12 protein-coding genes are annotated in these 22,388 nt (G+C 70.6%); 4 read left to right on the forward strand and 8 right to left on the reverse strand.

What is annotated here, in order from left to right; genetic code table 11:
* Positions 1–304 precede the first annotated feature (304 nt).
* The gene (locus tag C3489_RS17685; protein ID WP_107499745.1) at positions 305–1,813 is read left to right on the forward strand and encodes an MFS transporter; all 1,509 of its coding nucleotides are present in this window, start codon (positions 305–307) and stop codon (positions 1,811–1,813) included.
* 68 nt (positions 1,814–1,881) lie between these two features.
* Here the strand turns inward: C3489_RS17685 and C3489_RS17690 are convergent, their stop codons facing one another.
* From C3489_RS17690 to C3489_RS17700, 3 genes are read right to left on the reverse strand one after another with little or no spacing between them, the layout of a single operon-like run.
* Positions 1,882–4,638, reverse strand: coding sequence for an alkaline phosphatase family protein (locus tag C3489_RS17690; protein ID WP_103782808.1), 2,757 nt, complete (start codon positions 4,636–4,638; stop codon positions 1,882–1,884).
* A 4-nt stretch (positions 4,639–4,642) separates the two neighbouring features.
* Positions 4,643–6,001, reverse strand: a complete 1,359-nt coding sequence (locus tag C3489_RS17695; RefSeq protein ID WP_103782809.1) for an ABC transporter permease — start codon at positions 5,999–6,001, stop codon at positions 4,643–4,645.
* Positions 5,998–6,945 carry an ABC transporter ATP-binding protein gene (locus C3489_RS17700; RefSeq protein ID WP_103782810.1) on the reverse strand — a complete coding sequence of 316 codons (948 nt, stop codon included), beginning with the start codon at positions 6,943–6,945 and terminating at the stop codon, positions 5,998–6,000. The genes C3489_RS17695 and C3489_RS17700 overlap by 4 nt, the downstream gene beginning before the upstream one ends.
* Positions 6,946–7,263: 318 nt before the next feature.
* On the opposite strand from C3489_RS17700, the gene C3489_RS17705 reads away from it, so the two are divergent.
* Positions 7,264–15,900, forward strand: coding sequence for a DNRLRE domain-containing protein (locus tag C3489_RS17705; RefSeq protein WP_103782811.1), 8,637 nt, complete (start codon positions 7,264–7,266; stop codon positions 15,898–15,900).
* Between the two features lie 22 nt (positions 15,901–15,922).
* Positions 15,923–16,465, forward strand: coding sequence for an SMI1/KNR4 family protein (locus C3489_RS17710; RefSeq protein ID WP_103782812.1), 543 nt, complete (start codon positions 15,923–15,925; stop codon positions 16,463–16,465).
* A gap of 93 nt (positions 16,466–16,558) precedes the next feature.
* On the opposite strand, the gene C3489_RS17715 is transcribed toward C3489_RS17710, so the two are convergent.
* The 5 genes from C3489_RS17715 to C3489_RS17735 all read right to left on the reverse strand — a co-directional run bounded on the left by C3489_RS17715 (position 16,559) and on the right by C3489_RS17735 (position 20,723).
* Positions 16,559–17,506 carry a hypothetical protein gene (locus C3489_RS17715; RefSeq protein WP_103782813.1) on the reverse strand — a complete coding sequence of 316 codons (948 nt, stop codon included), beginning with the start codon at positions 17,504–17,506 and terminating at the stop codon, positions 16,559–16,561.
* A gap of 67 nt (positions 17,507–17,573) precedes the next feature.
* Positions 17,574–18,938 carry an APC family permease gene (locus tag C3489_RS17720; protein ID WP_103782814.1) on the reverse strand — a complete coding sequence of 455 codons (1,365 nt, stop codon included), beginning with the start codon at positions 18,936–18,938 and terminating at the stop codon, positions 17,574–17,576.
* Positions 18,935–19,837 carry a carbon-nitrogen hydrolase family protein gene (locus tag C3489_RS17725; RefSeq protein WP_103782815.1) on the reverse strand — a complete coding sequence of 301 codons (903 nt, stop codon included), beginning with the start codon at positions 19,835–19,837 and terminating at the stop codon, positions 18,935–18,937. Before C3489_RS17725 ends, C3489_RS17720 begins: the two co-directional genes overlap by 4 nt.
* Before the next feature lie 59 nt (positions 19,838–19,896).
* Positions 19,897–20,061, reverse strand: coding sequence for a 50S ribosomal protein L33 (gene rpmG / locus C3489_RS17730; protein WP_103782816.1), 165 nt, complete (start codon positions 20,059–20,061; stop codon positions 19,897–19,899).
* A 104-nt stretch (positions 20,062–20,165) separates the two neighbouring features.
* A complete protein-coding gene (locus C3489_RS17735) occupies positions 20,166–20,723 on the reverse strand; it encodes a pyridoxamine 5'-phosphate oxidase family protein (RefSeq protein ID WP_103782817.1) in 558 nt (185 codons plus the stop codon).
* Between the two features lie 313 nt (positions 20,724–21,036).
* On the opposite strand from C3489_RS17735, the gene C3489_RS17740 reads away from it, so the two are divergent.
* The gene (locus C3489_RS17740) at positions 21,037–22,371 is read left to right on the forward strand and encodes a uracil-xanthine permease family protein (protein ID WP_103782851.1); all 1,335 of its coding nucleotides are present in this window, start codon (positions 21,037–21,039) and stop codon (positions 22,369–22,371) included.
* The last annotated feature ends 17 nt before the right edge of the window (positions 22,372–22,388 follow it).

Raw genomic sequence — 22,388 nt, forward strand, 5'->3', positions numbered from 1 at the left:
GCCGGCGTTGAGCAGAACCCGTCACACCCTCACCCTCGACCTCACGGTCACCGTCCTTCGGACCGGGGCCGTCCCAGGAAAGGAACCGACCATGCGACGTACCGCACTGCTCGCCCTGTGCGCCCTGATTTCGGCCGCGGCCACCGGGTTCTTCACCACCGCGGCCATCCAGAGCCGCTGATCGCGGCGCGAGCTCTCCGGTTGCGGGCCGGGGTGTGTGCCCGTACCCCGGTGGGGGAACCTGATTCGTCCCCGGGGTGCGGCACTGGTCCTTCCCCGACGCTCCAAACCGAGAGGAGCCCTTGTGACAGCACGGGCGTCAGCGGCGAGCGACCGGAACCCGGACACCGGGTACCGGCCCGACCCGCACCGCTGGCGGGCCCTGTGGGTCACTCTGGTGGCCGGATTCATGAGCCTGCTCGACGTGACGATCGTGGCGGTCGCGCTGCCCACGATCCAGCACGACCTGCACGCCTCCCCGGCGCAGGTCCAGTGGGTGGTCTCCGGGTATGCCCTCAGCTTCGCGCTGGCCCTGGTCACGGCCGGCCGCCTCGGGGACGCCCTGGACCGGCGCCGCATCTTCCTGCTGGCCCTGAGCGGCTTCGTGCTCTTCAGCGCGGCCTGCGGGGCGGCCCCCGACATCACCCTGCTGGTGGTGGCCCGTCTCGCCCAGGGGCTGGCGGCCGGGTTCATGGCACCGCAGAACTCGGCGCTGATCCAGCAGATGTTCCGCGGCGCCGAGCGCGGACGCGCCTTCGGCTTCTTCGGCGCGACCGTCGGTGTCTCCGCGGCCGCCGGCCCGATCACCGGGGGTGCCATCCTGGCCCTGGCGTCCGGCGCGCAGGGCTGGCGGTGGATCTTCTACGTCAACGTGCCCATCGGCATCCTGGCCGTGCTGCTCGGCCGCCGGCTGCTGCCCCGGACCCGGCGCTCGGGTCGCGGGCGTGTGGACTGGCCCGGGGTGGTGCTGCTGGGTCTCGGTGTGCTCGCGCTGATGTATCCGCTGGTCCAGGCGGACTCCGGGGGCATCGGCCGGGTGTGGTGGCTGTTCCCGGTGGGCGCGGCGGTGCTTGCACTCTTCACCTTCTGGCAGCACCGGCTCGTCGCGCGGGGCGCCCAGCCGCTGCTCGATCCCCGCCTGTTCACCAGCGTGCGCGGGTATGCCGCCGGTGCCGCCGTGGGCACGCTGTACTTCGTCGGCTTCAGCGGCGTCTTCCTGGTCTTCGCGCTGTTCTACCAGCACGGCCTCGGCTTCTCGCCGCTGCGCTCGGGTCTGGCCGTGACGCCCTTCGCCTTCGGCTCGGCGTGCGCGGCGGTGGGTTCGGGCCGTCTGGTGGACCGGTTCGGGCGGCTGCTCACCGTGTGCGGCCTCGCCGGGGTGATCGTCGGCCTGGGCGGCACCGCGCTGCTGCTGCTCCTCGCGCCCCTGGACGTCGCTCCGTGGATCGCGGCCCCGCTGCTGCTCGTCGGGGGCGTCGGCAGTGGTCTGGTGGTCTCCCCGAACATCACCCTGACCCTGCGGGACGTCCCGGTGCGCATGGCCGGCGCGGCGGGCGGCGCCCTGCAGACGGGGCAGCGGCTCGGTGCGGCCGTGGGCACGGCGGCGCTGCCCGGCCTGTTCTACCTGGTGCTGGGCCGCGACGACGACTACCGCCGCGCGGTCGTGACCGCGCTGGCCGCGGCACTGGTGGGCATGCTCGCCTCGCTGGCGCTGGCGACGTTCGACTGGCGGCGCGACCGGTGCGCCAACGGGCCGCGCGGGAAGTGCCCGGACGAGGTCGCCCACGACCCGGTGCACGCCCGGCACCCCTGACCGGTCCCGTACGTCGAAGGCCCCGGTCGGCGGAAAGTGCCGACCCGGGCCTTCTCACGGCATCCGGGTCAGCCGTCGGACTCCGCCGACGGGATGGCGGCGCCGGGCACGTCCTGCGGGGCGTAGATCTTGCTCTCGCCCGGGTACGGCTTCTTCCACTCGTGCGTCTGGTACCACGTGAAGTGGTTCATCTGCGCGGGGTTGGCGAAGTCCGGCACCGCGTGCGGACCGGTCAGGCGCTGCTTCGCCTTCCAGGCGTCCCACTCGGCCGCGAGCTGCTCCTTGTCGGCCGGGACCTTCGCCGACGGCACGGCCGCGGCCTGCGGGTTCTGCGGGGCCGGCGTGTCGGTGCCGCACGGGGGCGGGGTCTTCAGGCCGTCGGTCAGCGAGGCCCGGTTGGGCAGCGCCGTGAACGGCGTGAGGTCCGGGTGCTGGGTGAAGGTGCCGCGCATCGGGGTGGCCGCGCTGTCCTTCTGGTTCATCGGGTGGATCCCGAGGATCTGCTCGATGGTCCGGATCATCGTGATCTGGGTGTAGTAGTGGCTGTCGACCACGCCGTGCCGGGCCCAGGGGCTGATGATCTGGATCGGGGCGCGGTGGCCGTCGACATGGTCGAGACCGGCCTGGGAGTCGTCCTCGACGACGAAGATCGCCGAGTCCTTCCAGTACTTGCTGTGCGAGATCGTGTCGACCATCCGGCCGACCGCGAGGTCGTTGTCCGCGACCTGGGCCGTCGCGCTCGCCGGGCCGCCGGTGTGGTCGTTGGAGAACCAGAACATGTTCAGGTTCGCCGGACCGTTCTTCTCGAAGTCCTGCTTCCAGATCTCGTACTTGTAGACGTCCGGGACGTCGAGGTCGAACATCGGGAAGCCGGGCGCCGAGACGGCGTTGAGCGACGGGATCGCCGAGCCGGTCTGGATCGGGTAGGCGGTCGGCTTGCCGGTGGCGGCCATGTCCTTGGCGTCGCAGTACAGGTTCTGCCAGGTCGCGCCGGCCGGCTTGCTCTCGATGGACTGGAACTCGCCGAAGTCGCGGACGGTCTTCCCGGCCGCCTGCGCGCCCGTCCAGATGAAGCCGGACCTCTGGTGGCCGAGCGCGTCGTTCTCGGTGTCGTAGCTGCGCTGGTACTCGCCGGCCGAGGACTCGGTGTACTCTGGGTCGTCGGCCTGCATCAGCCAGTTGTGGCCCTCGGCGGAGTTCGTGCCGATGTCGTAGGTGTTGTCGTACAGGCCGAACTGCCTGGCCAGCGCGTGCTGGTTGGGCGTCACGTTCTCGCCGAACTGCGTCACCGACGGGTCGCCGTTGCCCTCGGGGATGTCACCGAAGACCTGGTCGTAGGTCCGGTTCTCCTTGACGATGAGGAAGACGTGCTTGATCGTCGAGGGGTCGCCGAGCCGGACGGGCACCGGTATCGGCCTGGCCTGGTCGCGGGCCTGGCTGAACGCGACCCGGCCGCCGGTCCAGCCGTTCTGCTCGAAGACCTTGGCGGTCTGGGAGCGGATGACGCTGTCGTCGGGCAGCGTGAACCGCTGCACGCTCGACGTCGTGTCGTGGGTGGCGTGGCCGGCCTTGGTGGTGGGCCGGCGGGCGTCGATACCGCGGGTGTTGGAGACGTACACCTGGTCGCCGACGGTGGCGATCTCGGAGGGGAAGTAGTCCGTCGGGAGCAGGCCGACGTAACTCACCGGCTCCTGCGCGGTGGTGTACCGGTAGACGGCGACGGCGTTGGCGCGGCCGAGCGTCACCAGCAGGTGACCGTCGTCGGTGAGCGTCACCGCGTCGGGCTCGTAGCCCACGGACGCCTCGGGCCACGGCTGGGTGGCGATCGTCTGGACGACCTTGTCGCGGGCGGTGTCGATGACCGACACGTCGTTGGTGGCGGTGTTGGTGACGAACAGCGCGCCCTTCTTGGCGTACAGGGCCGTCGGGTGCAGTCCGACGTCGATGCTCGCGGGGGCGACGTCCGGGTGCGCGAGGTCGATGACGCTGACCGTGCCGGTGGTGGTGGCACCGGTCCTGGGGTCGGCCGGCACCTGGGTGCCGTAGGAGTTCATGGTGGTCTCGCCGGGCTTGGCCGGGCGTCCGCCCTCGTTGCTGACGTAGAGCTTGTCGCCGACCCGGACGAGGTCGCGGGGCGCGTTGCCGACGGCCCAGCTCTGTTTGATCGCGCCGGTCGCCGCGTCGAGGGCGACCACCCGGTTCTGGCCGTTGACGGCGGCGTACACGGTGGAGCCGTCGGCCGCGAACACCGGCTCGCCGACCAGCGCGTGCTTGGTGCCGTCGGCCGGGATCGGGACCGGCACCGGGTTGGTGACGCTGCCGTCCGGGTTCACCGTGAACCGGGTGTAGCCGTCGGTCTGGCCCAGCCACAGCTGTTTGCCGTCGGGCGAGTAGGTGGGGCCCTCCTGGCCCACGCTGTTGCTCTTCAGGCGCGGGGTGGAGGCGGCTGCGGTGCCGACGACCTGCTGCACCTGGTAGTTCTTCAGGTCGACGAGGGCCAGCGCGGCGCCGCCGTCGGTGATCGCGGCGGCCAGGTGGGTGCCGTCCGGGCTGACGGACGACGACATGATCTTGCCGTTGTTGATGACCAGGCGGTCGCCGTACGGGGCGATGTACTGGTCGCTGGAGACGACCTGGCCGCGATCGGTCGTCTGGCCGACCTGGTCGGTGCCGAACTGGTGGGTCTGGGCGTAGGCGACACCAGCGGCCACCACGGCGAGGGCGGTGGAGCCCGCCGTGACCAGGGGTATCCGCTGGCCGATGTGTCTGGCGAGAAGGCCGGGGGTGTCCTTCTCGACACGCCTGCGACGGCGTGTTACCTGCATGGAGTCATCCCTTCGAGGTGGCGGGGAGAAGCTCGACGTTGCCGTCGAACTGCCAGAGGGGGTTGGGCGCGTCACCGGTCGCGGTGCGCACCAGGAAGTAGCCGTTGACTTCCTTCGGACCGTCGCCGTCGGCCATGAAGCGGCCGTCCGCGGTGACGTCGAGCTGGTAGACGGCCTGGCCCGCGGCCTGGACGCCGGGCAGGTGCCAGGTGACGACGCAGCGCCAGTCGTTGCCCGGGCCCTCGGCGGCGACCTTGAGGCTGCCCTTGGTGCACGCCGCCGTGGCCTTCAGCGCCGCCTCGGTGACATCCGGGCGGTTGAGCTGCTCGGTCTGCATGCGGTACAGGTGCGCGAACTCGGCGGCGAGGGAGCGCTGCAGCTTGTCCTGCTCGATCCCGGAGCCGGTGGCGCCGGTCGTCGCGGCGACCACGGCCGCGCCCGCGCCGACCAGCGCGACGAGCGGCAGCACGCCGGCGGTGAGGGCGCGGCGGGCCGATCCGTCGTAGGCCGGGTCGGTGAAGTCCCGCCGCAGGAAGAGGACATACGCCGCGGCGGTCGCGGTCACTGCCCACACCAGGCTCACGGCGACGCCGATGAGGAGCGGGGTGAGCTGGCCCGGGCTTGTGAACAGGCCGTTCCAGGAGATGAAGGCGTAGCCGGGCAGGGCCAGGCGGACGGCCACGGGCAGCGGCAGCATCTGGGCGAGCTGCATCGCCAGGGCGACGAGCGCGGGCAGCAGCAGCCCCATCGGGGAACGGCCCAGCAGGACGGACCCGAGCAGTCCGATCGCGGCCAGCGCCAGGGTCGGGGCAAGGGCGCAGGCCCAGGCGAGCAGGACCTTCGCGGCGGCGTCGCCCGGGGTCAGCAGATGGCCATCGAGGCCGACCAGCGGCTGGTTCCCGACGGCCAGGAGGCCGCCGGCGACGCCGGAGACGACGAGCCCGGCCACCATCAGCAGGATGACGGTGAGTCCGGCCAGGGCCTTCGCGGCGAAGATGCGCCGGGGTGAGCGCACGGCCACGAGGAGGTGGCGCCAGGTGCCGAGCCGGTCCTCGGCGGCGAACACGTCACCGGCGACGACCGAGGTGAGCAGCGGCAGCGCCCAGGTACCCGCGAAGCCGAGCAGCACCAGGGGCCCGGCCCAGCCGGTGGCGTGCATCCAGCGGCCGAAGAGGGTGTCGACGGGCAGGGTGCTCTGCCCGCTCACCGCGGCGACGAACAGCCCCGGGGCGAGCCAGCAGGCGAGGACGAGCAGGCGGATCCGCCACTGCGAGAGGAGTTTGACCAGTTCGAAGCGGTAGCCGCGGGACACGGACACGCGCGGGGTGATGGCAACGCTGTCACGGGTGACGGTCGCGGTCATCGGCCGGCCTCCTGCCGCTGCTCGGTGAGGGCGAGGAACGCGGCTTCCAGCGGCGAGACCACGGGGGCGAGTTCACGCACGGCGACGCCGGCGTGGACGAGCGCGGACACCAGCGCGTCCAGGGCCGGCACGGCGGCGCGCACGACGATCGCCTCACCGTCGTGGCGCGGTACGGCGTCGTCGGCGACGTGGACTCCGCTCGCGCCGTCGGCCAGTCGGCGGGCGGCCCGCGGGTCGGAGGTGAGCAGGCGGTAGTCGAGTGCGTCGTTCTCGGCGGCGAGTTTGCCGAGCGGTCCGGAGAAGACGACGCGTCCGGTGGCGAGGATGGTGACCTCGGAGCACAGCGCTTCCAGGTCGTCCATGCGGTGGCTGGAGAGCACGATGCCGGTGCCCTCGGCGGCGAGGCGGGTGAGCACGCCGCGCACGTGCCGGGTGCCGGCGGGGTCCAGGCCGTTGGCGGGTTCGTCGAGCACGAGCAGCCGGGGCCGGGTCAGCAGCGCGGCGGCCAGCCCGAGCCGTTGCCGCATGCCGAGCGAGAACCCCCGGACGCGGTCGTCGGCGACGTCGGTGAGGCCGACCTGGTCCAGGACGTCGTCGAGGCCGGCCGTCCGCGCGTCGCCGCCGCGCAGGGCGGCCAGCGCGGCGAGGTTCTGGCGGGCGGTGAGGGACGGGTAGAGCCCGGGCCCGTCCACGAACCCGGCGACCCCGTCGGGTGCGGCGAGTGCCCGGCCGACGGGCGTGCCGAGGATGTGCAGGCTGCCGCCGTCGGCGACGGCCAGGCCCAGCAGGAGGCCGAGCAGGGTCGTCTTGCCGGCGCCGTTCGGTCCGACCAGGCCGTGGATCTGACCCCGCGTCACATCGAGGTCGACGCCGTCGAGGGCGACGACGTCACCGAAGCACTTGGTGATCCCGCGAGCCTGGACCACGAGAGGTGTGCTGCTCATGAGTCCCTTTCTTCGCAACGCTCAGGGACCTTAGGGACGGCACACGGCTCCGGCGACGACTGCCGGTTGAACCTGGATCAAACAGATTGCCAAAGCCTCGCAAGAACCCGGGCGCGAAAGGGGGACCTCCACGCAGAGTCGGGCAATACGCCGGCAACTCCCCTCCAGTTGCTCGAAAAATCACCGAATCTCCCCTATGTCCAATCGGTTGACATGTTCAAGACGACCTCTCGATCATCGGCGGCACCGAGGTCGCGGCGGCGCCGCGACAGTGACGAGGGGATGGGTGTGAGACACAGACAACGGCACGTCAGACGCATGCGGACCGTGGCCGTGACGGCCGCGTCCGCCGTTCTCGTTTCGTTAACCCCGCAGGTGGCCTTCGCCGCCTCCGGGGACGACACCGACGGCACAAGCATCGCCGACACCATCAAGGGCTGGTTCTCCGACGACGACGGGGGCGGCCTCCGGACACCGAAGGCACCGAAGACCGGCGGGGACCCGGCCCTCCCCAGCCGGGACAAGCTCCCCAAGGGCGCCAAGGCCCCCAAGGCCACGCGTGTCGCCGAACTCACCACCCGCCGCACGCCGTTCGCCCGCTACTGGCGGATGTCCGACGGACGGGTGCAGGCCGAGGTCTCCGCGGTGCCGACCGCCTACCGGGCCGGGAAGGCCTGGAAGAGCATCGACTCCGGCGTCACCGCGGCCGCCAAGCCGGGCTACGCCTTCGCCAACACCACCAACACCGGCCGCAGCTACTTCGGTACGGCGTCCGACCGGCTGGTGCGGTTCGAGGCCGCCGACGGCCACGTCGTCACCCTCGGCCTGCGCGGCACCGGCGGCGCCCTCGCGCCGAAGGCCGAGGGCAACACCGTCACCTACCAGGACGCGGTCTCCGGCACCGACCTGGTGTACGAGGTCGGGCCCGGGCGGGTCAAGGAGAACATCGTCGTCAGGCAGCGCCCGGCCACGGCTCCCGTCTTCACCTTCACCCTCGACACCGGCGGACTGACCCCGAAGGCCGGCAAGGACGGCGCCATCCGCCTCTACGGCGACGGCGACTCGCCCGTGCTGGAACTCCCGCCCGCGTTCATGACGGACGCGAAGAAGGACGCCGAGTCCCCGTACGGCACCCGGTACAGCACCGCCGTACGCCAGCAGCTCACCCGCGACGGCAAGCGCTGGACGGTGACCGTCACCCCCGACGCACGCTGGCTGTCCGCACCCGAGCGGCAGTACCCGGTGACCATCGACCCGACCATCACGGTCGCGCCGCCGCCCTCGCAGGCGCAGGACGTGATGATCTCCTCCGACGGCCCGGCGGAGAACTACGACTCCTCCTGGCGGCTGTCCGTCGGCAACACCAGCACCGGCAGCTCCCGCGCCCTGCTGCGGTTCCCGGTGACCGGCATCCCCGCCGGCACCAAGGTCGACTCGGCCGAATTGAAGCTCTACTACGACCAGACCCACACCTCCAGCTCCAGCGAGGTGCAGCTGGAGGCGCACCGCGCCACCGCCGCCTGGGACGAGTCCACGGCGACCTGGAACAGCGCCTCCGGCATCACCGGCGAGCTGTCCGGCACGTCCGTGGTCGTCGACGACGGCGACACCGGCACCACGGCCGCCAAGGGCTCCTGGCCGGCGTCCGGCAACACCGCCTACACGCAGTACGCGGTCAACAAGGACTACCTGTACAACAAGGACTCCGTCGCCGGCGACACCTACACCTGGCAGCCCAGCCTCCCCGAGGACGGCACCTACCAGGTCGAGGCGCACTACGTGCCCGCCGAGGACCGGGCCACGTCCGCGCCGTACACCGTGACCTACGACGGCGGCAGCAAGACGTACACGGTCGACCAGCGGGCCGGCTCGGCCGGCGTGTGGAAGACGCTGGGCAGCCACCCCTTCAAGGCCGGCACGCTGGGCAAGGTCGTCCTCGGTGACGGGCCCGCCTCCACCTCCACCTCGGTGATCGCGGACGCGGTCCGCTTCACCAAGGGCGGCGTCGTCACCAAGCGGCCGGAGGAATCCAACACCTGGCACTCCTTCCCGGTGACCAGGACCGTCCAGCAGTGGGTCGACGGCACCTACCCCAACTACGGCTTCGTCATCAAGGCCGGGGACGAGAGCCCCACCGGCCCCAAGGGCGGACCGCGCTACGAGGGCAGCGAGTACGCCTACGGCGGCGAGCACGCCACCTACCCGCGGCTCGTGGTCACCTTCGGCCGGCAGGGCGTGGACCTCGCGGCGCCCACCACCATCCACGCCACCGGCGCGGAGCTGGACTGGTCCGCGTACCAGGACCCGTCGGCCAACCTCGGCGACGACCTCGTCGAGTACCAGGTGCACCGCTCGGTCTTCCAGAACTTCACGCCGTCGCAGTCCACGCTGGTCGCCCCCGTCGCGCCCGGCACCACGGCGTACACGGACTCCTCGGCCGTGCCGACCCGGGCCGACGACGCAGACCCGCTGGGCCGCGCCTACTACTACATGATCGCGGTCAAGACCCGGGACGGACAGGTCATCCCGGCACCCACGCAGCTGGTGCGGCTGCCCAAGGCCGGCCGCATCACCAAGCTGGTGGAGGCGTCCCAGGACACCACGCTCACCGCGGCGCAGCCCACGACGGCGCACGACACCATCCTGGACGCCGGCGTCGCCAACAACTGGCTGATGGTCGGCAACAACTCGGCCACCTACGGCACCAGCCGGGCCGTGGCCCGCTTCCCCGCGCTCGGCGTCCCGGCGACCGCCCGCGTGGTGGACGCCCAGGTGAAGATGTGGTCGTTCTCCACGACCACCACCTCCGGCGGCGCCCAGTACGAACTGCGGCCGCTGACGCGGGACTTCGACGAGGCGAGCGCCACCTGGCAGAAGGCCGACGCCGCCACGGCGTGGACCGGCGCGGGCGGTGACACCGGCGCGGCCGTGGCGAGCACCGGCAACTTCACCAACGACCCCGTCGCACGCGGCTGGGACGTCACCTCGCTGGTGCAGGGCTGGGTCAAGGACCCGGCGAGCGGGCACGGTGTGCTGGTGAAGCTGGCCGACGAGGCGGGCCCGCAGGAGCGCAGCCTGTTCGTCTCCGGCGAGGGCGTCGAGTCCCGGCTGCGGCCGAGGCTGGCCGTGACGTACATCGACTCCACCACGGACTCGACGTACTACGCGCCGCAGACCCCGGCGCGGATGACCCCGAACTCCGACCACACGGTCGAGGTCACCCTCACCAACACCACCACGAGCACCTGGCAGGCCGGCCGGCACGTGCTGACCTACCGGTGGGAGCTGCCCGACGGGAGCGATGTCACCAACGGCGGCAACCAGGTGCTCACCGCGCTGCCGGCCGATCTGCTGCCCGGTGACTCCGTCACCCTCCAGGCGCGGGTCAAGACACCGATCAACTCCGACGCGGGCAACAAGCGCACCGACTACGCGCTGATCTGGGACGTCCGCGACACCCAGGCCGGCACCTGGGTCTCCGGCACGGACGGCATCGCGGGCCTGCGGCAGAGCGTCGCCGTCGAGGACCCGACCTCCGACCAGCTGGGCCTGGAGAAGTTCTACTCCTACAGCGGCATCAACACCGGCGCGGGCTCTTCCCTGATGAACAGCACCGCCGCGGGCAACGCCGTGTGGCAGTACAACGCCTTCAACAACCCGGGCCGGGGGCTCAACACCTTCCTGCGCTTCGCCTACAACACGCAGGACACCTCCGACACGGTGGCCGGCGCGGGCTGGTCCGTGCAGGCGTCCGGGCCGATCCGGCTGGGCAGCCCGCTGGACTTCCACCCCAACCCGCGTCCGACCGAGGTGCGACTGCCGGACGGCGACGGCACCACGCACGTCTTCCGGCTCCAGGGCGACGGCACCTGGAAGGCGCCCGCGGGCGTCCACTTCCGGCTGTCGGCCAAGCCCGGCCTGGACTGCACCCCGAACAAGGACCCGATACCGGACGCCTGGACGCTGACCCGTCCGGACGGCACGCGGTTCCTGTTCGGCTGCGACGGCTATCTGACCTCCACCGTGGACAAGAACGGCAACACGCAGACGTTCACGTACGAAGAGCGCAAGTCCAACAACAAGCCGACGAAGTTCCTGAAGTACATCACCGACCCGGCGGGCCGCCAGTCGCTGACCGCCACGTACTACACCAAGGCCGACACCGGCAATCCGAAGATCGTCGACCACCTCAAGTCGGTGACCGAGATCTCCGGCCGCAAGCTGACGCTGGAGTACTCGGACAAGGGCCTGCTCACCAAGCTCACCGACGGCGCGGGCTCCGCCCAGCCGAAGGTGTTCGGCTTCGAGTACGACGCCACGCAGGGCAACAAGAACGTCAAGCTGGTGAAGATCACCGACCCGCGCGGACACGCGACGGCGCTGGCGTACTACTACCCGCGTGAGGGCGACGACCCGAAGTATCACTGGTGGACGCAGACCCTCACCGACCGCCTCGGCGGCAGTACGGACTTCGCCTACGCGCCGGACACCGCCAACACCCGCTACACCTCCACGAAGGTCACCGACGCCGAGGGCCACGCCACGACGTACGTGACGGACGACTACGGCCGTCCGGTGCAGTCGACGAACGCCAAGTCGCAGGTGACCAAGCTGGCCTGGGACGCGGACAACAACGTCACGTACATGGAGGAGGCCAACGGGGCGAAGACGGCGTACTGCTACGACCCGCTGACCGGCTATCCGCTGTGGAAGCGCACCGCCGAGCAGAACCAGGGCGGGGTGCCGCCGCAGAGCGACTGCGCTCCGGGCAGGTACCCGGTGAACTCGCAGCAGTTCGAGTACGTCAAGCGCCTCGACGGCTACTCCGCCGACCTGGTCCGCAAGACGTCGCCGCAGGGCCGTACCTGGGGCTTCGGCCATGACGCCTTCGGCAACCTCACCACGGTCACCGACCCCAAGGGCGTCTCCACGCCCGAGGACGGCGACTACACCACGCGCTACGCGTACGACTCCTACGGCCAGCTGACCACGTCGACCGACGCCAACGGGCACGCCACGAGGAACAGCGAGTTCGGTCCCACCGGCTACCCGGCGAAGATCACGGACGCGCTGGACGAGACGACGGCGTACACCTACGACGAGCGCGGCAAGGTGCGCGAGGTCCTCGACCCGCTCCAGCACAAGACCACGCAGACGTACGACACCTACGGCCGCCCGCTGGTGCGCACGGTCCCCAAGGACCAGGCGAAGAACGACCTGATCACCACGCCGGCCCCGGTGTACGACGCCAACGACAACGTCACCAGGGCGACCGCGCCCAACGGGGCGGTGTCCACGGCCGTGTACGACGCGGCCGACCAGATCACCGAGGCGGTCGCGCCGAAGGACTCCGACACCGCGCCGGAGCGGAAGACCACCTACACCTACGACCGCACCGGGCATCTGAAGTCGACGACCGAGCCCAAGGGTTCGGCGACGGCGACCGACCCGGACGACTACACCACGACCAACACCTACGACGAGATCTACCAGGTCACCGATGTGGTGAACGCCCTCGGGGAGAAGATCTCGTACGGCTACGACGAGGTCGGCAACAACGTCAGGGTCGTCGACCCGAAGAAGAACCGCACGGCCGACCCGGACGACTTCGCCTCCACGATGGAGTACGACCTCGAACACCGCCTCACCAAGGTCACCGACTCCGCGGGCAAGACCACCTCGCGCAGCTACGACAAGGACTCGCTGCCGGTCTCCGAGACGGACCAGGCGGGCAGCACGACCCTGATCAGCTACGACGAGCGGGGCAAGCAGACCGAGGTGAAGGTGCCGCACGACGGCTCCGGTTCCGGCACGGTCTACCGCACCACCCGCACCGAGTACGACCAGGTCGGCAACGTCATCCGGACGATCACCCCGCGCGGCACCGAGACGGCGAACGAGGACGACTTCACCGCGCGCACCGAGTACGACGCGCTGAACCGGCCGGTGAAGAAGTACCTGCCGTACGACCCGTCGGACAGCCGCTACAACAGCCCGAACGTCTACACGCAGACGTTCTACGACGCGGCGGGCCGGGTCACCCGGACCTCGCTGCCGCCGTCGCAGGGCCAGAGCGTCCGCAACGACACCGAGTACACCTACTACGACAACGGCTGGGCACGGACGTCGACCGACCCGTGGGACATCCAGACCTCCTACGAGTACAACGAGCTGGGCCTGCAGACCTCCCGCACGCTCACCTCGGCCGGCGGGTCCGTCAGCCGCACCATGGGCTGGAGCTACTACCCCAACGGCAAGCTGAAGGAGAAGACCGACGACGGCGTGCCGGTGGGCACCGCGGTCCCGCTCGTCGACAACTCCGACTTCCAGCACACCGCCTCCACCGGGACCTGGAGCACGGGCAGCCAGACCGGCCAGCAGGGATACGACCACCGCGTCCACGCGGCGGGCGCCGGCGCCGACTCCTTCACCTGGACGCTGGACATCCCCAAGGACGGCACGTACACGGCCTATGTGAAGTTCCCGCAGACCAGCGGGGCCAGCAAGACCGCGAAGTACCGTGTCACCCACGCCCAGGGCAGCGCCGACAAGACCGTCGACCAGTCCACGGCGGCCGGCACCTGGGTGAGCCTCGGCTCCTACGACTTCACCCGGGCGGCGCCCGGCAAGGTCGAGCTGTTCACGAGCGCCGACGGCCCCGTCGTGGCCGACGGCGTGAAGCTGGTCCGTGACCTGTCCGGCGAGGTCGACGCGGAGAAGCACCAGTTCCGCTACGCCTACGACCTCAACGACAACCTCTCGCTGATCGACGACCTGTCGCCCGGCGCGAAGACCGACAAGTACACGATCTCCTACACCGACGTGAACAAGGTCTCGAAGATCACCGAGTCCCTCGCCGGTGCGGAGACCACGACCACCAGCTACACCTACGACCCCAACGACCAGCCGGAGACGGTCACCCATCCCGACCAGTTCTCCAAGTACACCTACGACCTGAGGGAGAAGGTCCAGTCGGTCTCCGTGGGCACCTCGCCCGGCGACACCGACCCGAAGGTGTCCACCTACACCTACACCGACCGCGGTCAGGTGGGCAGGCAGGTCAAGGACAACGGCAACACCGTCGACACCACCTACTTCCTCGACGGGGCGGTGAAGACCACCACCGAGAAGAAGTCCGACGGCACGCTGGTCGCCTCGCACACCTACGCCTATGACGCCAACGGCAACAAGGCGAAGGACGCGTCGAAGAAGATGAACGCCGACGACCACGCGGCGTATCTGGAGTCCACCACGGACTACGCGTACGACCCCGTCGACCGGATCGCGAAGGCGGTCAAGACCGGTCACGGGGCCACCACGGAGACCTACGTCCACGACGACAACGCCAATGTGATCGAGCAGTCGGTCGGCGACGTCTCCACGGAGTTCCGCTACGACCGCAACCGGCTGCAGACCTCGACGACGGCCGGGTCCGTCACGTCCTTCACCTACGACCCGCTGGGCCGTCAGGAGTCGTACTCCCGCGACGGAAAGGTCGTCGCCCGCAGCGTCTACGACGGGTTCGACCACGTGGTCGAGTCCCAGCAGATGGACGCGACCGGCGCGATGAAGTCGACGAAGTACACCTTCGACCCGCTCGACCGCACCGCGTCCAAGACCGCCGACGGCAAGACCACGGACTACCACTACCTGGGCCTGTCCCAGGAGGTGCTGACCGAGGAGGTCGCCGGCAAGCTCACCAAGTCCTACCAGTACAGCCCGTGGGGCGAGCGCCTGTCGCAGATCACGCACAAGGACGACGGGACGTCTGAGGACGCCTACTACGGCTACAACAGCCACACCGACGTCGAGACGCTCACCGACGACAAGGGCGACACCCGGGCCACCTACGGCTACACGGCCTACGGCAACGCCGACGCCACGGAGTTCACGGGCATCGACAAGCCGGACCCGGCGAACCCGCAGAAGGAGGAGTACAACCCCTACCGCTACAACGCCAAGCGGTGGGACACCAACTCCGGCACCTACGACATGGGCTTCCGTGACTACGACCCGGGTCTGAACCGCTTCACCACCCGGGACATGTACAACGGCGCCCTGGCCGACATGAACCTCGGCAACGACCCCTTCACGGGCAACCGGTACGCCTTCACCGGAGGCAACCCGATCAGCAACGTGGAGATCGACGGGCACTTCTTCGCGATCGCGCTGGCCGCCGTGGGCCTCGCGGCCGTCGTCGAAGCGGTGGTCGTCGCGGTCGTGGTCGTCGCGGTCGTCGCCGCCGTCGCCTACGTGGCCACCCAGGTCGCGGAGCGCATCCAGGAGAGCACCCGGGACGAGGCGGACGAGGACACCGAGGAGGAGCCCGCACCGGACCCGAGGCGCGTGCCGCGACCGGTGCCCGACGACGACGGCCGGCGCGGCAACTGCGGCGACGGCTGGGTCAACTACAAGGACACCGACGCGGCGAACGGCAACCGGGCCCAGGGCGTCGACGCCTGCCTGACCAAGGACTACCTGAACAGCCACCAGGGCACGCCGACGTCCAGCGTGCTGCCGCCCGGCTACCGCTGGGCGCAGGACTTCGCCCAGAGCAAGGGCCTGGTCCCGCAGACCAACGTCAACAACTGCCATCTGCTGGGCAACAAGCTGAGCGGTTCCGGCACGGACGCCCGCAACCTCGCCACCTGCTCGCGCGGGGCCAACGCCAAGCAGCGCGGCTCCGACCAGGGCGACGACCACATGTACAGCTACGAGAAGCAGGTGTACGACGCGGTCATGTCGGGGCAGGACGTCATGTACTCGGTGACACCGGTCTATGACGGGAACCGGACCGTGCCGACCGGCTTCCAGGTGTCGGCGTACGGTGTGTACCCGGACGGCACGATCGGGATCAACCTCACCACCCTGATCCCGAACACCCTGAAGACCGGGGACAACCTGGGCTCACAGTCGCAGAACGGCTCGCCCGTCCCCACGGGATCGACACCATGACGGCACTCGGGAAGGACAACGGATGAGTACGGCAGCCGACGTGGATCTCCTGATGCGGCTGATGCCACCGCCGGCGGACGGCGGCAGGACCGTCGACTGGGACGAGATGGCCCGGTCGTGGGGCCGGCCGTTCCCGCCCGACTACATGCGGTTCATGGAGGTGTACGGCGCCGGGGTGGTCCAGGACTTCCTGGTCGTCGTCGCGCCGCAGCCGAACGGGCCGCTGGCCGAGGTCGGCTGGGACGGCATGGTCGAGGAGACCGGCAACGCCGAGGACACCTGGGCGGACGCCTACAAGGCGCCCGGTCTCGAAGGCACCTCGCCGCGGCTGATCGCCTGGGGCGCGGCCTCCAGCGCCGATCTGATGTGCTGGGACGCCTCCGGCGAGGACCCGGCGGCCTGGCCCGTGCTGGTGTTCAACCGCGGGAAGATCGAGTTCAGCCGCTACGACTGCGGGATGGCGGAGTTCCTCACCCGTCTGCTGCGGGGCGAGTTCCCCGAGTGTCCGCTCGGGGACGTCACCCTCTGGGAGCGGGGGGAGGCCGCGTTCAAGAAGCTGGGGTGACCCGGCTGAAACGCTGACGAGCGCCGAGAGGCGCTGAGAGAGGAAGGCCCGGACCGGTGACGGTCCGGGCCTTCCGGCTGCTCGCGGCGATGGTCACCGCGCCTTGTTGTGGGCGGCCTCGAACGCCGCCACGGGGTCGCCGTCGGCGTTCCAGGGCCGGCTGGTGACCCTGCCGCCGATGGCGTCGAACACCGGGGCGGTCTCCCTGGGCCCGCCGGCGGCGTTCAGGGCGTAGGCGAGCAGGTTGAGATCGGCGATGGCCGCCGCGTGGGAGAAGAAGGCCGGGCTGGGCCAGGTGACCAGCGCACGGTCCAGGAACTGCGAAACCCGGCTGCCGTTCCAGTGGTTGCGTGCCAGCAGTGCCTCCGCTCCGCCACGTGCCAGGGCCGAGTGGTACTGCATGATGTCCGCGGCGAGTTCCACGGAGGCGCACGGGGCGTTCGCCGGCATCCGGGTGCGCAGGGTGCCGACGAACTCCAGGACCTGGCCGAGGGAGCCCGCCTCCTGCGGGCTGAGATAGGCCAGCATGCTCAGGTACGCCTCGCGGTTCCAGCGGTCCCGGGCCACGATCTCGTTCCAGACGGCGAAGACCTCGCGCTCGGCGTACCGCTCCAGCCGGGCGATGCCCAGCATCACCACCCAGGGCGAGGGATCCGCCGGGTCGAGTTCGGCGGCCAGCAGACATGACTTCCAGGCCGCCGCCGCATCGCTCATGCGACCGGTGCCCCGGCCCCGTTCGAGTTCCGACCAGGCCTGGAGCAGCAGCGCGCGGGGGTTGCGCGGCTCCCGTCTCGCCCAGGCGGACGGCAGATGGGAGTCCGAGAGGAACTCGGCGAGGACGGACAGCCGGTGGGCCCGGCGGTCGGCGCTCAGGTCGTCCGGTTCGAGTACCTGGGCCATCTGGGCCACGCAGATCTCCGTCCCGCCGGCCATGCTCAGCCGGGTCGCCGACTGCAGACGCTTCAGCAGCTTGCCGAGGTCGGCGTCGTCGAGTTCCGGGGTGAGGCGCGGGGTGCGGCCGCGAGGCGAGAAGAAGGGCATGTACGGATGCTATGGGGGGTGAAAGGTGTCACAAGGGACGCACCTGGATCGTTACCGGATGCTTGTGTCACGTACCCAACAGTGACTGCGGGGCGGTCTGCCCGGCGTCCGCCTCGTCGCCGCTGCTCAGCCGGGGCGTGGGGCGCCGCAAGCCCCGGGTGAGCCACAGCAGCCAGGCGCAGCCGACGGCCAGCCAGCACCCGCCGATGGTGAGCGCGGCCGTACTGAGCCGGGTGATGAGGTAGACGGTGACGCAGGCGCCGAGGGCGGGGACGACGACGTGTCCGAAGAGGCCGACGCGGGCGGTGGAGCGGTGGCGGAGGTAGTAGGTGATGACGCAGACGTTGACCACGGTGAAGCCGAGGAACGCGCCGAAGTTGATGAACGACGTGGCGGTGGCGAGGGAGATGTCGAGGCCGAGCACGCACATCGCTCCGGTGATCAGGAGGCAGTACACCGGCGTCATGGTCCGCGGGTGGAGCGCGCCGAAGACCCGCTTCGGCAGCACTCCGTCCCGGCCCATGATGTACATCAGCCGGCTGGAGCTGAGCTGCACGGCGAGGCCCGAGGCGAATCCGCCGACGATGCCGGCCAGGTTGGTCCAGTCGGCGAAGGTCTGTCCGCCGACCTCGACGGACATCGTGTAGGCGACGATCTCGGGGTCGTCGAACACCCCGCCGGGGTGGACGAGTTGCATGACGTAGGCCACCGCCGCGAAGAGCAGGCCGCCGATGGCGATGACGAGGACGACGGCGCGGGGGATGGTGCGTTCGGCGTCCCGCGTCTCCTCGGACAGCGTGGTCACCGCGTCGAAGCCGAGGTAGGAGTAGGCGGCGACGGCGGCCGCTGCCGACAGGCCGCCGAGACCGGTCGCGGGGTTCCACACGGGTGCCGTGTAGGAGGCGGGCGCGTGGTGGGCGAGGTGGACCAGGCAGTAGGCGACGAACAGCAGGACGAGGAAGACGGCCAGGGCGGTCAGCAGCTTGTTGACGCGGTCGGTGAGGGTGAGCCCGATGATGTTGACAAGCGTCGTCAGACCGGCGTTCAGCAGCATCCACACCCACACCGGCACGGCCGGGAACTGCGCGTTCAGATACAGCGACTGCACCAGCCAGGCCACCATGGGCAGGAACAGGTAGTCGAGGAGTACGGCCCAGCCGACGAGGAAGCCGACCGGGGCGCCGATGAGTTCGCGGGCGTAGAAGTACGCCGAGCCGGAGACGGGGTAGTGCCGGGCCATCTTGGCGTAGCTCAGCGCGGTGAGGAACATCGCGCCCGTCGCCACGAGGAAGGCGGTCGGCGCGGTTCCGGCGCTGGCGGTGGCGATCACCCCGAAGATCACCATCACCAGACTCGGCGCCATGTACGCCAGGCCGAACGTCACGACCGAGGGCAGGGACAGCCGGCCCGACAGCTTGACCTGGTCGCTCATCGGGACGCGCTCCCCTCGGCGGGGCGCAGCGCGGCGGGGGTCTCCGGGGAGATCGCCGGGCGCCAGGTCGCGGGGTCGATACGGCCGCCGTACAGCGGCAGCTCCAGGGGGCTGTCGCCGGGCCGGAAGTGGTCCCAGGGCCAGGAGTCGCCGCTCGTGCCGTACTTCCGGGCGGCGGGGACGCGGTCGAAGTCGACGACGCTGAGCAGCGTGATCTCCTCCGCGCCCGGGGAGGACACCTGGATGTGTCCCTCGGGGTCGATCAGGAGGCTGCGGCCGTGGGCGGTGGGTGCGGCGGCGTTGACGCTGGCCACCCAGACCTGGTTGACGATGGCGTTCGCCTGGTTGAGGGGGATCTCCTGGGCGCGTCCGGCCGTCGGGGTCTGCACGATGTTGATCACGAGTTCGGCGCCCATCCAGGCCAGGTGCCGGGTCAGCTCGGGGTACCAGCTGTCGTAGCAGACGGACAGGCCGACGCGGCCGTGGCCGGGCATGTCGAAGACGACGAACTCGCGGCCGGGGCAGACCGGCTCGTAGGGCCGCCAGGTGAAGATCTTGCGGTAGCGCGCGACCAGGTCGCCGTTCGGGTCGTAGACGACGGCGGTGTTGTACACCGTGCCGTCCGCTGCCCGTTCCAGCACCGTGCCCGGCACCAGCCAGATGCCCAGCTCGCGGGCCAGTTCGCCGAGGGCCTTACCGCGCGGGCCGTCCAGCGGCTCGGCGTGCGCCGCGTGGATCTCCTCCTCGGTCAGGGACGGCACGTGCAGGGAGTAGAGGTGGGCCTCGGGATAGACGACGAGTTCGGCGCGGTCGGGTGACTTCATGCGCCACCGCAGGCCCTCGGCGAACTGCTCGAAGGTCTCGGCGGGGGCCTGGACGAGGGCCAGGCGCAAGTTCACGCGGACGGGCCCGGGCCTCGTGCGAGGCCCGGGCCCGTCCGCGCGTCCCGCGCGCTCGTTCAGCGCTCCTCGTGGAACAGGACGTGCTGCCCGGCGACCGGGTCGTACTTGCGCAGGACCAGCCGGTCGGGGTCGTTCTGCCGGTTCTTGCGCGTCACGTAGGTGACACCGGTCCCTGCGGTCGACTTCAGCCGGACGACGGGACGCACGGTGCTGCGTGCCATGGGGCTCTCCTTTCCCGGACCGGCACCACCGATCCTGGTCGGTGCATGTCAGTCACGTGGGCTGCAACAGCGCTCCACGGCCGGACATTCCCGGAGGGTCTCCTTCAGAACGACCACCGCGTGTGGGAGTACACCCCGTCGTCGCGCCCGAAGCCGTACGCCGTCGCCGGGACGACCGCGAACGCGGCCGCGTCGCCCTTGCGCAGGGCGTCGCCCAGGCCGTGGAAGGTGCCCTCGGGCGAGGTGATGTGCGGGCCGTACTTGGTCTCGTACGCCGAGATCACCCGCTCCAGCACGGCCGGATCGGCGACCCGTTCCGCGCTGCCCTCCACCACGAGGTCGAGCCCCGAGGTGAGGGAGTTGCCGCCGGTGGTGAGGGCGCAGCGGGCGTGGTGGGCGAGGTTCTTCGCCTTCTGCTCCCCGGGACCCGTGGCGAAGTACAGCACGCCCTCGTGCCAGGCCGCGATCACGGGCGTGACATGCAGCCGGCCGTCGGGGCGCACCGTGGACACCCAGAAGATCTCGGCACTCTCCAGCAGTCGCTCCGCCTCGGCCCACTGCGTGGCCGTGACCTCCGCGGCGCCGGGGCGGGGATGGAGCGCGGAGCTGTAGCGGGCGTCCAGTTCGGTGACGGGCTGCCGGGCGGCTATGTGTTCCGGCATGGCGGATCTCCTTCCGTTCCTGCGCTGAAAGGGATGACCGGCCGGCCGCGCCGAAGTCATCGCCGTCGCTCCGCGTCGACCTATTGACTCCCCCCACCACCCCTTCCATACTGGCGGCCAAATCGATTTGGCCAAATCGATTTGGCCGCCGTCCGGGCCATCGTGAGGCCGAACCATCGAGCGAGACGACCCCGAAACGGAGCCCCCCGTGTCGCTACGCACCGCTCCCCGCCCCGCCCCGGACCCCGACACCGCCGCGCAGGCCGACGACCGGCAGCGCCACCCCGTCGACGTCTACCGGCCCCTGCACCGGATGCTGCTGTTCGGCATCCAGCACGTGCTGGTCATGGCCGCCACCCCGATCTCCAGCGTCTTCCTGGTCAGCGCCACCCTGCACCTCACGCCCGCCCTGACCGCCAACCTGCTGTCCGCCGCCTTCGTCCTGTCCGGCCTCGGCTCCCTGGTGCAGTCCCTGGGACCGTGGGGCTTCGGGGCGCGGCTGCCGTTCGTCATGCTGCCCGGCGGCGCACCGCTCGTGCTGTTCCTCTCCATCGCCGACCAGCACGGGCTGCGCACGGCGACCGGGGCGGTGATCATCACGGCCGTCTTCTACTTCGTCGTGCTGCCGGTGTTCTCCCGGCTGCTGAAGTTCTTCCCGACCCTGGTCATCGGCACGATGATCGTCATCGTCGGCGTCAACCTGGTGAAGGTCGGCGCCCTGCTGGTCACCGGACGCCCCGGCACCAGCGCCTTCGGCGAGCCGCGCGCCCTGCTGCTGGGCCTGGCCACGGTGGGCTTCACCGTCGTCGCCTACGCGCTGCTGCGCGGCACGCTGCGCCAACTCGCCGTCATGCTGGGCCTGCTGGCCGGCACCGCGCTCGCGGCCCTGCTCGGCCGGGTGCATCTGGGCGACGCGGGCGGCGGGCTGCTGCACGCACCCGAGCTGATGCCGTTCGGCAGCCCGCAGTTCAACCTCGTCGCCGCGCTGCCCCTGCTGGTCTACAGCGTGGCCTCGATGGCCGAGGCCACCGGTCAGACCGTGGTCAACAGCGAGGCCGTCGGCCTGGAGCCCGACGCCCGCCGCGACGCGCCGAGGACCATCCGCGGCGACGCGGTCATCTCGCTGGCGGGCGGGTTCTTCGGCCTGCCCCTGATGGTCACCAGCGGCGAGAACATCGGCATCGTCAAGCTCACCGGCGTCCGCAGCCGCTTCGTCACGGTCGCGGCGGGGCTGGTGCTGATCACCGTCGGCTTCCTCGCCCCCGTGGCCCGGCTCGTCAACGCGATCCCCGCGCCCGTCGTGGGCGGCACCGCCCTGGTCGTCTTCGGCGTCATCACCGTCCTCGGCATCCAGCTCCTCGGCCGCAGCGGCCTGGACGACCACACCGACAGCTTCATCGTCGCCGTGGCCCTGGCCGCCGGCCTGCTGCCGATCCTCGTCCCCGGCGTGTACGGCCAGCTCCCGCCCACCCCGCGCATCCTCCTGGAGAGCGGCGTCGCCGTCGGCGCGTTCACCGCAGCCCTGCTGCACGCGCTGTTCCACCGGGCGCCGTGGATCTCCCGCTCCCTCAAGGCGGCGACCGCCGAGCCCGCGCCCGCGGTGGCCGGCCCGGCGACTGACGCCCCCTCAGACCAACACCGCCCGTGAATCCCCCGCACCTCTAC

Origin of the sequence: Streptomyces sp. Ru71, assembly GCF_002920535.1 — a bacterium.
GTDB lineage: Bacteria > Actinomycetota > Actinomycetes > Streptomycetales > Streptomycetaceae > Streptomyces.

Coding starts and splice junctions, on each gene's coding strand:
- C3489_RS17690 (WP_103782808.1), bottom strand. CDS start 4,638: ATGCAGGTAACACGCCGTCGCAGGCGTGTCGAGAAGGACACCCCCGGC.
- C3489_RS17695 (WP_103782809.1), bottom strand. CDS start 6,001: ATGACCGCGACCGTCACCCGTGACAGCGTTGCCATCACCCCGCGCGTG.
- C3489_RS17700 (WP_103782810.1), bottom strand. CDS start 6,945: ATGAGCAGCACACCTCTCGTGGTCCAGGCTCGCGGGATCACCAAGTGC.
- C3489_RS17705 (WP_103782811.1), top strand. CDS start 7,264: ATGCGGACCGTGGCCGTGACGGCCGCGTCCGCCGTTCTCGTTTCGTTA.
- C3489_RS17710 (WP_103782812.1), top strand. CDS start 15,923: ATGAGTACGGCAGCCGACGTGGATCTCCTGATGCGGCTGATGCCACCG.
- C3489_RS17715 (WP_103782813.1), bottom strand. CDS start 17,506: ATGCCCTTCTTCTCGCCTCGCGGCCGCACCCCGCGCCTCACCCCGGAA.
- C3489_RS17720 (WP_103782814.1), bottom strand. CDS start 18,938: ATGAGCGACCAGGTCAAGCTGTCGGGCCGGCTGTCCCTGCCCTCGGTC.
- rpmG (WP_103782816.1), bottom strand. CDS start 20,061: ATGGCACGCAGCACCGTGCGTCCCGTCGTCCGGCTGAAGTCGACCGCA.
- C3489_RS17735 (WP_103782817.1), bottom strand. CDS start 20,723: ATGCCGGAACACATAGCCGCCCGGCAGCCCGTCACCGAACTGGACGCC.
- C3489_RS17740 (WP_103782851.1), top strand. CDS start 21,037: ATGCTGCTGTTCGGCATCCAGCACGTGCTGGTCATGGCCGCCACCCCG.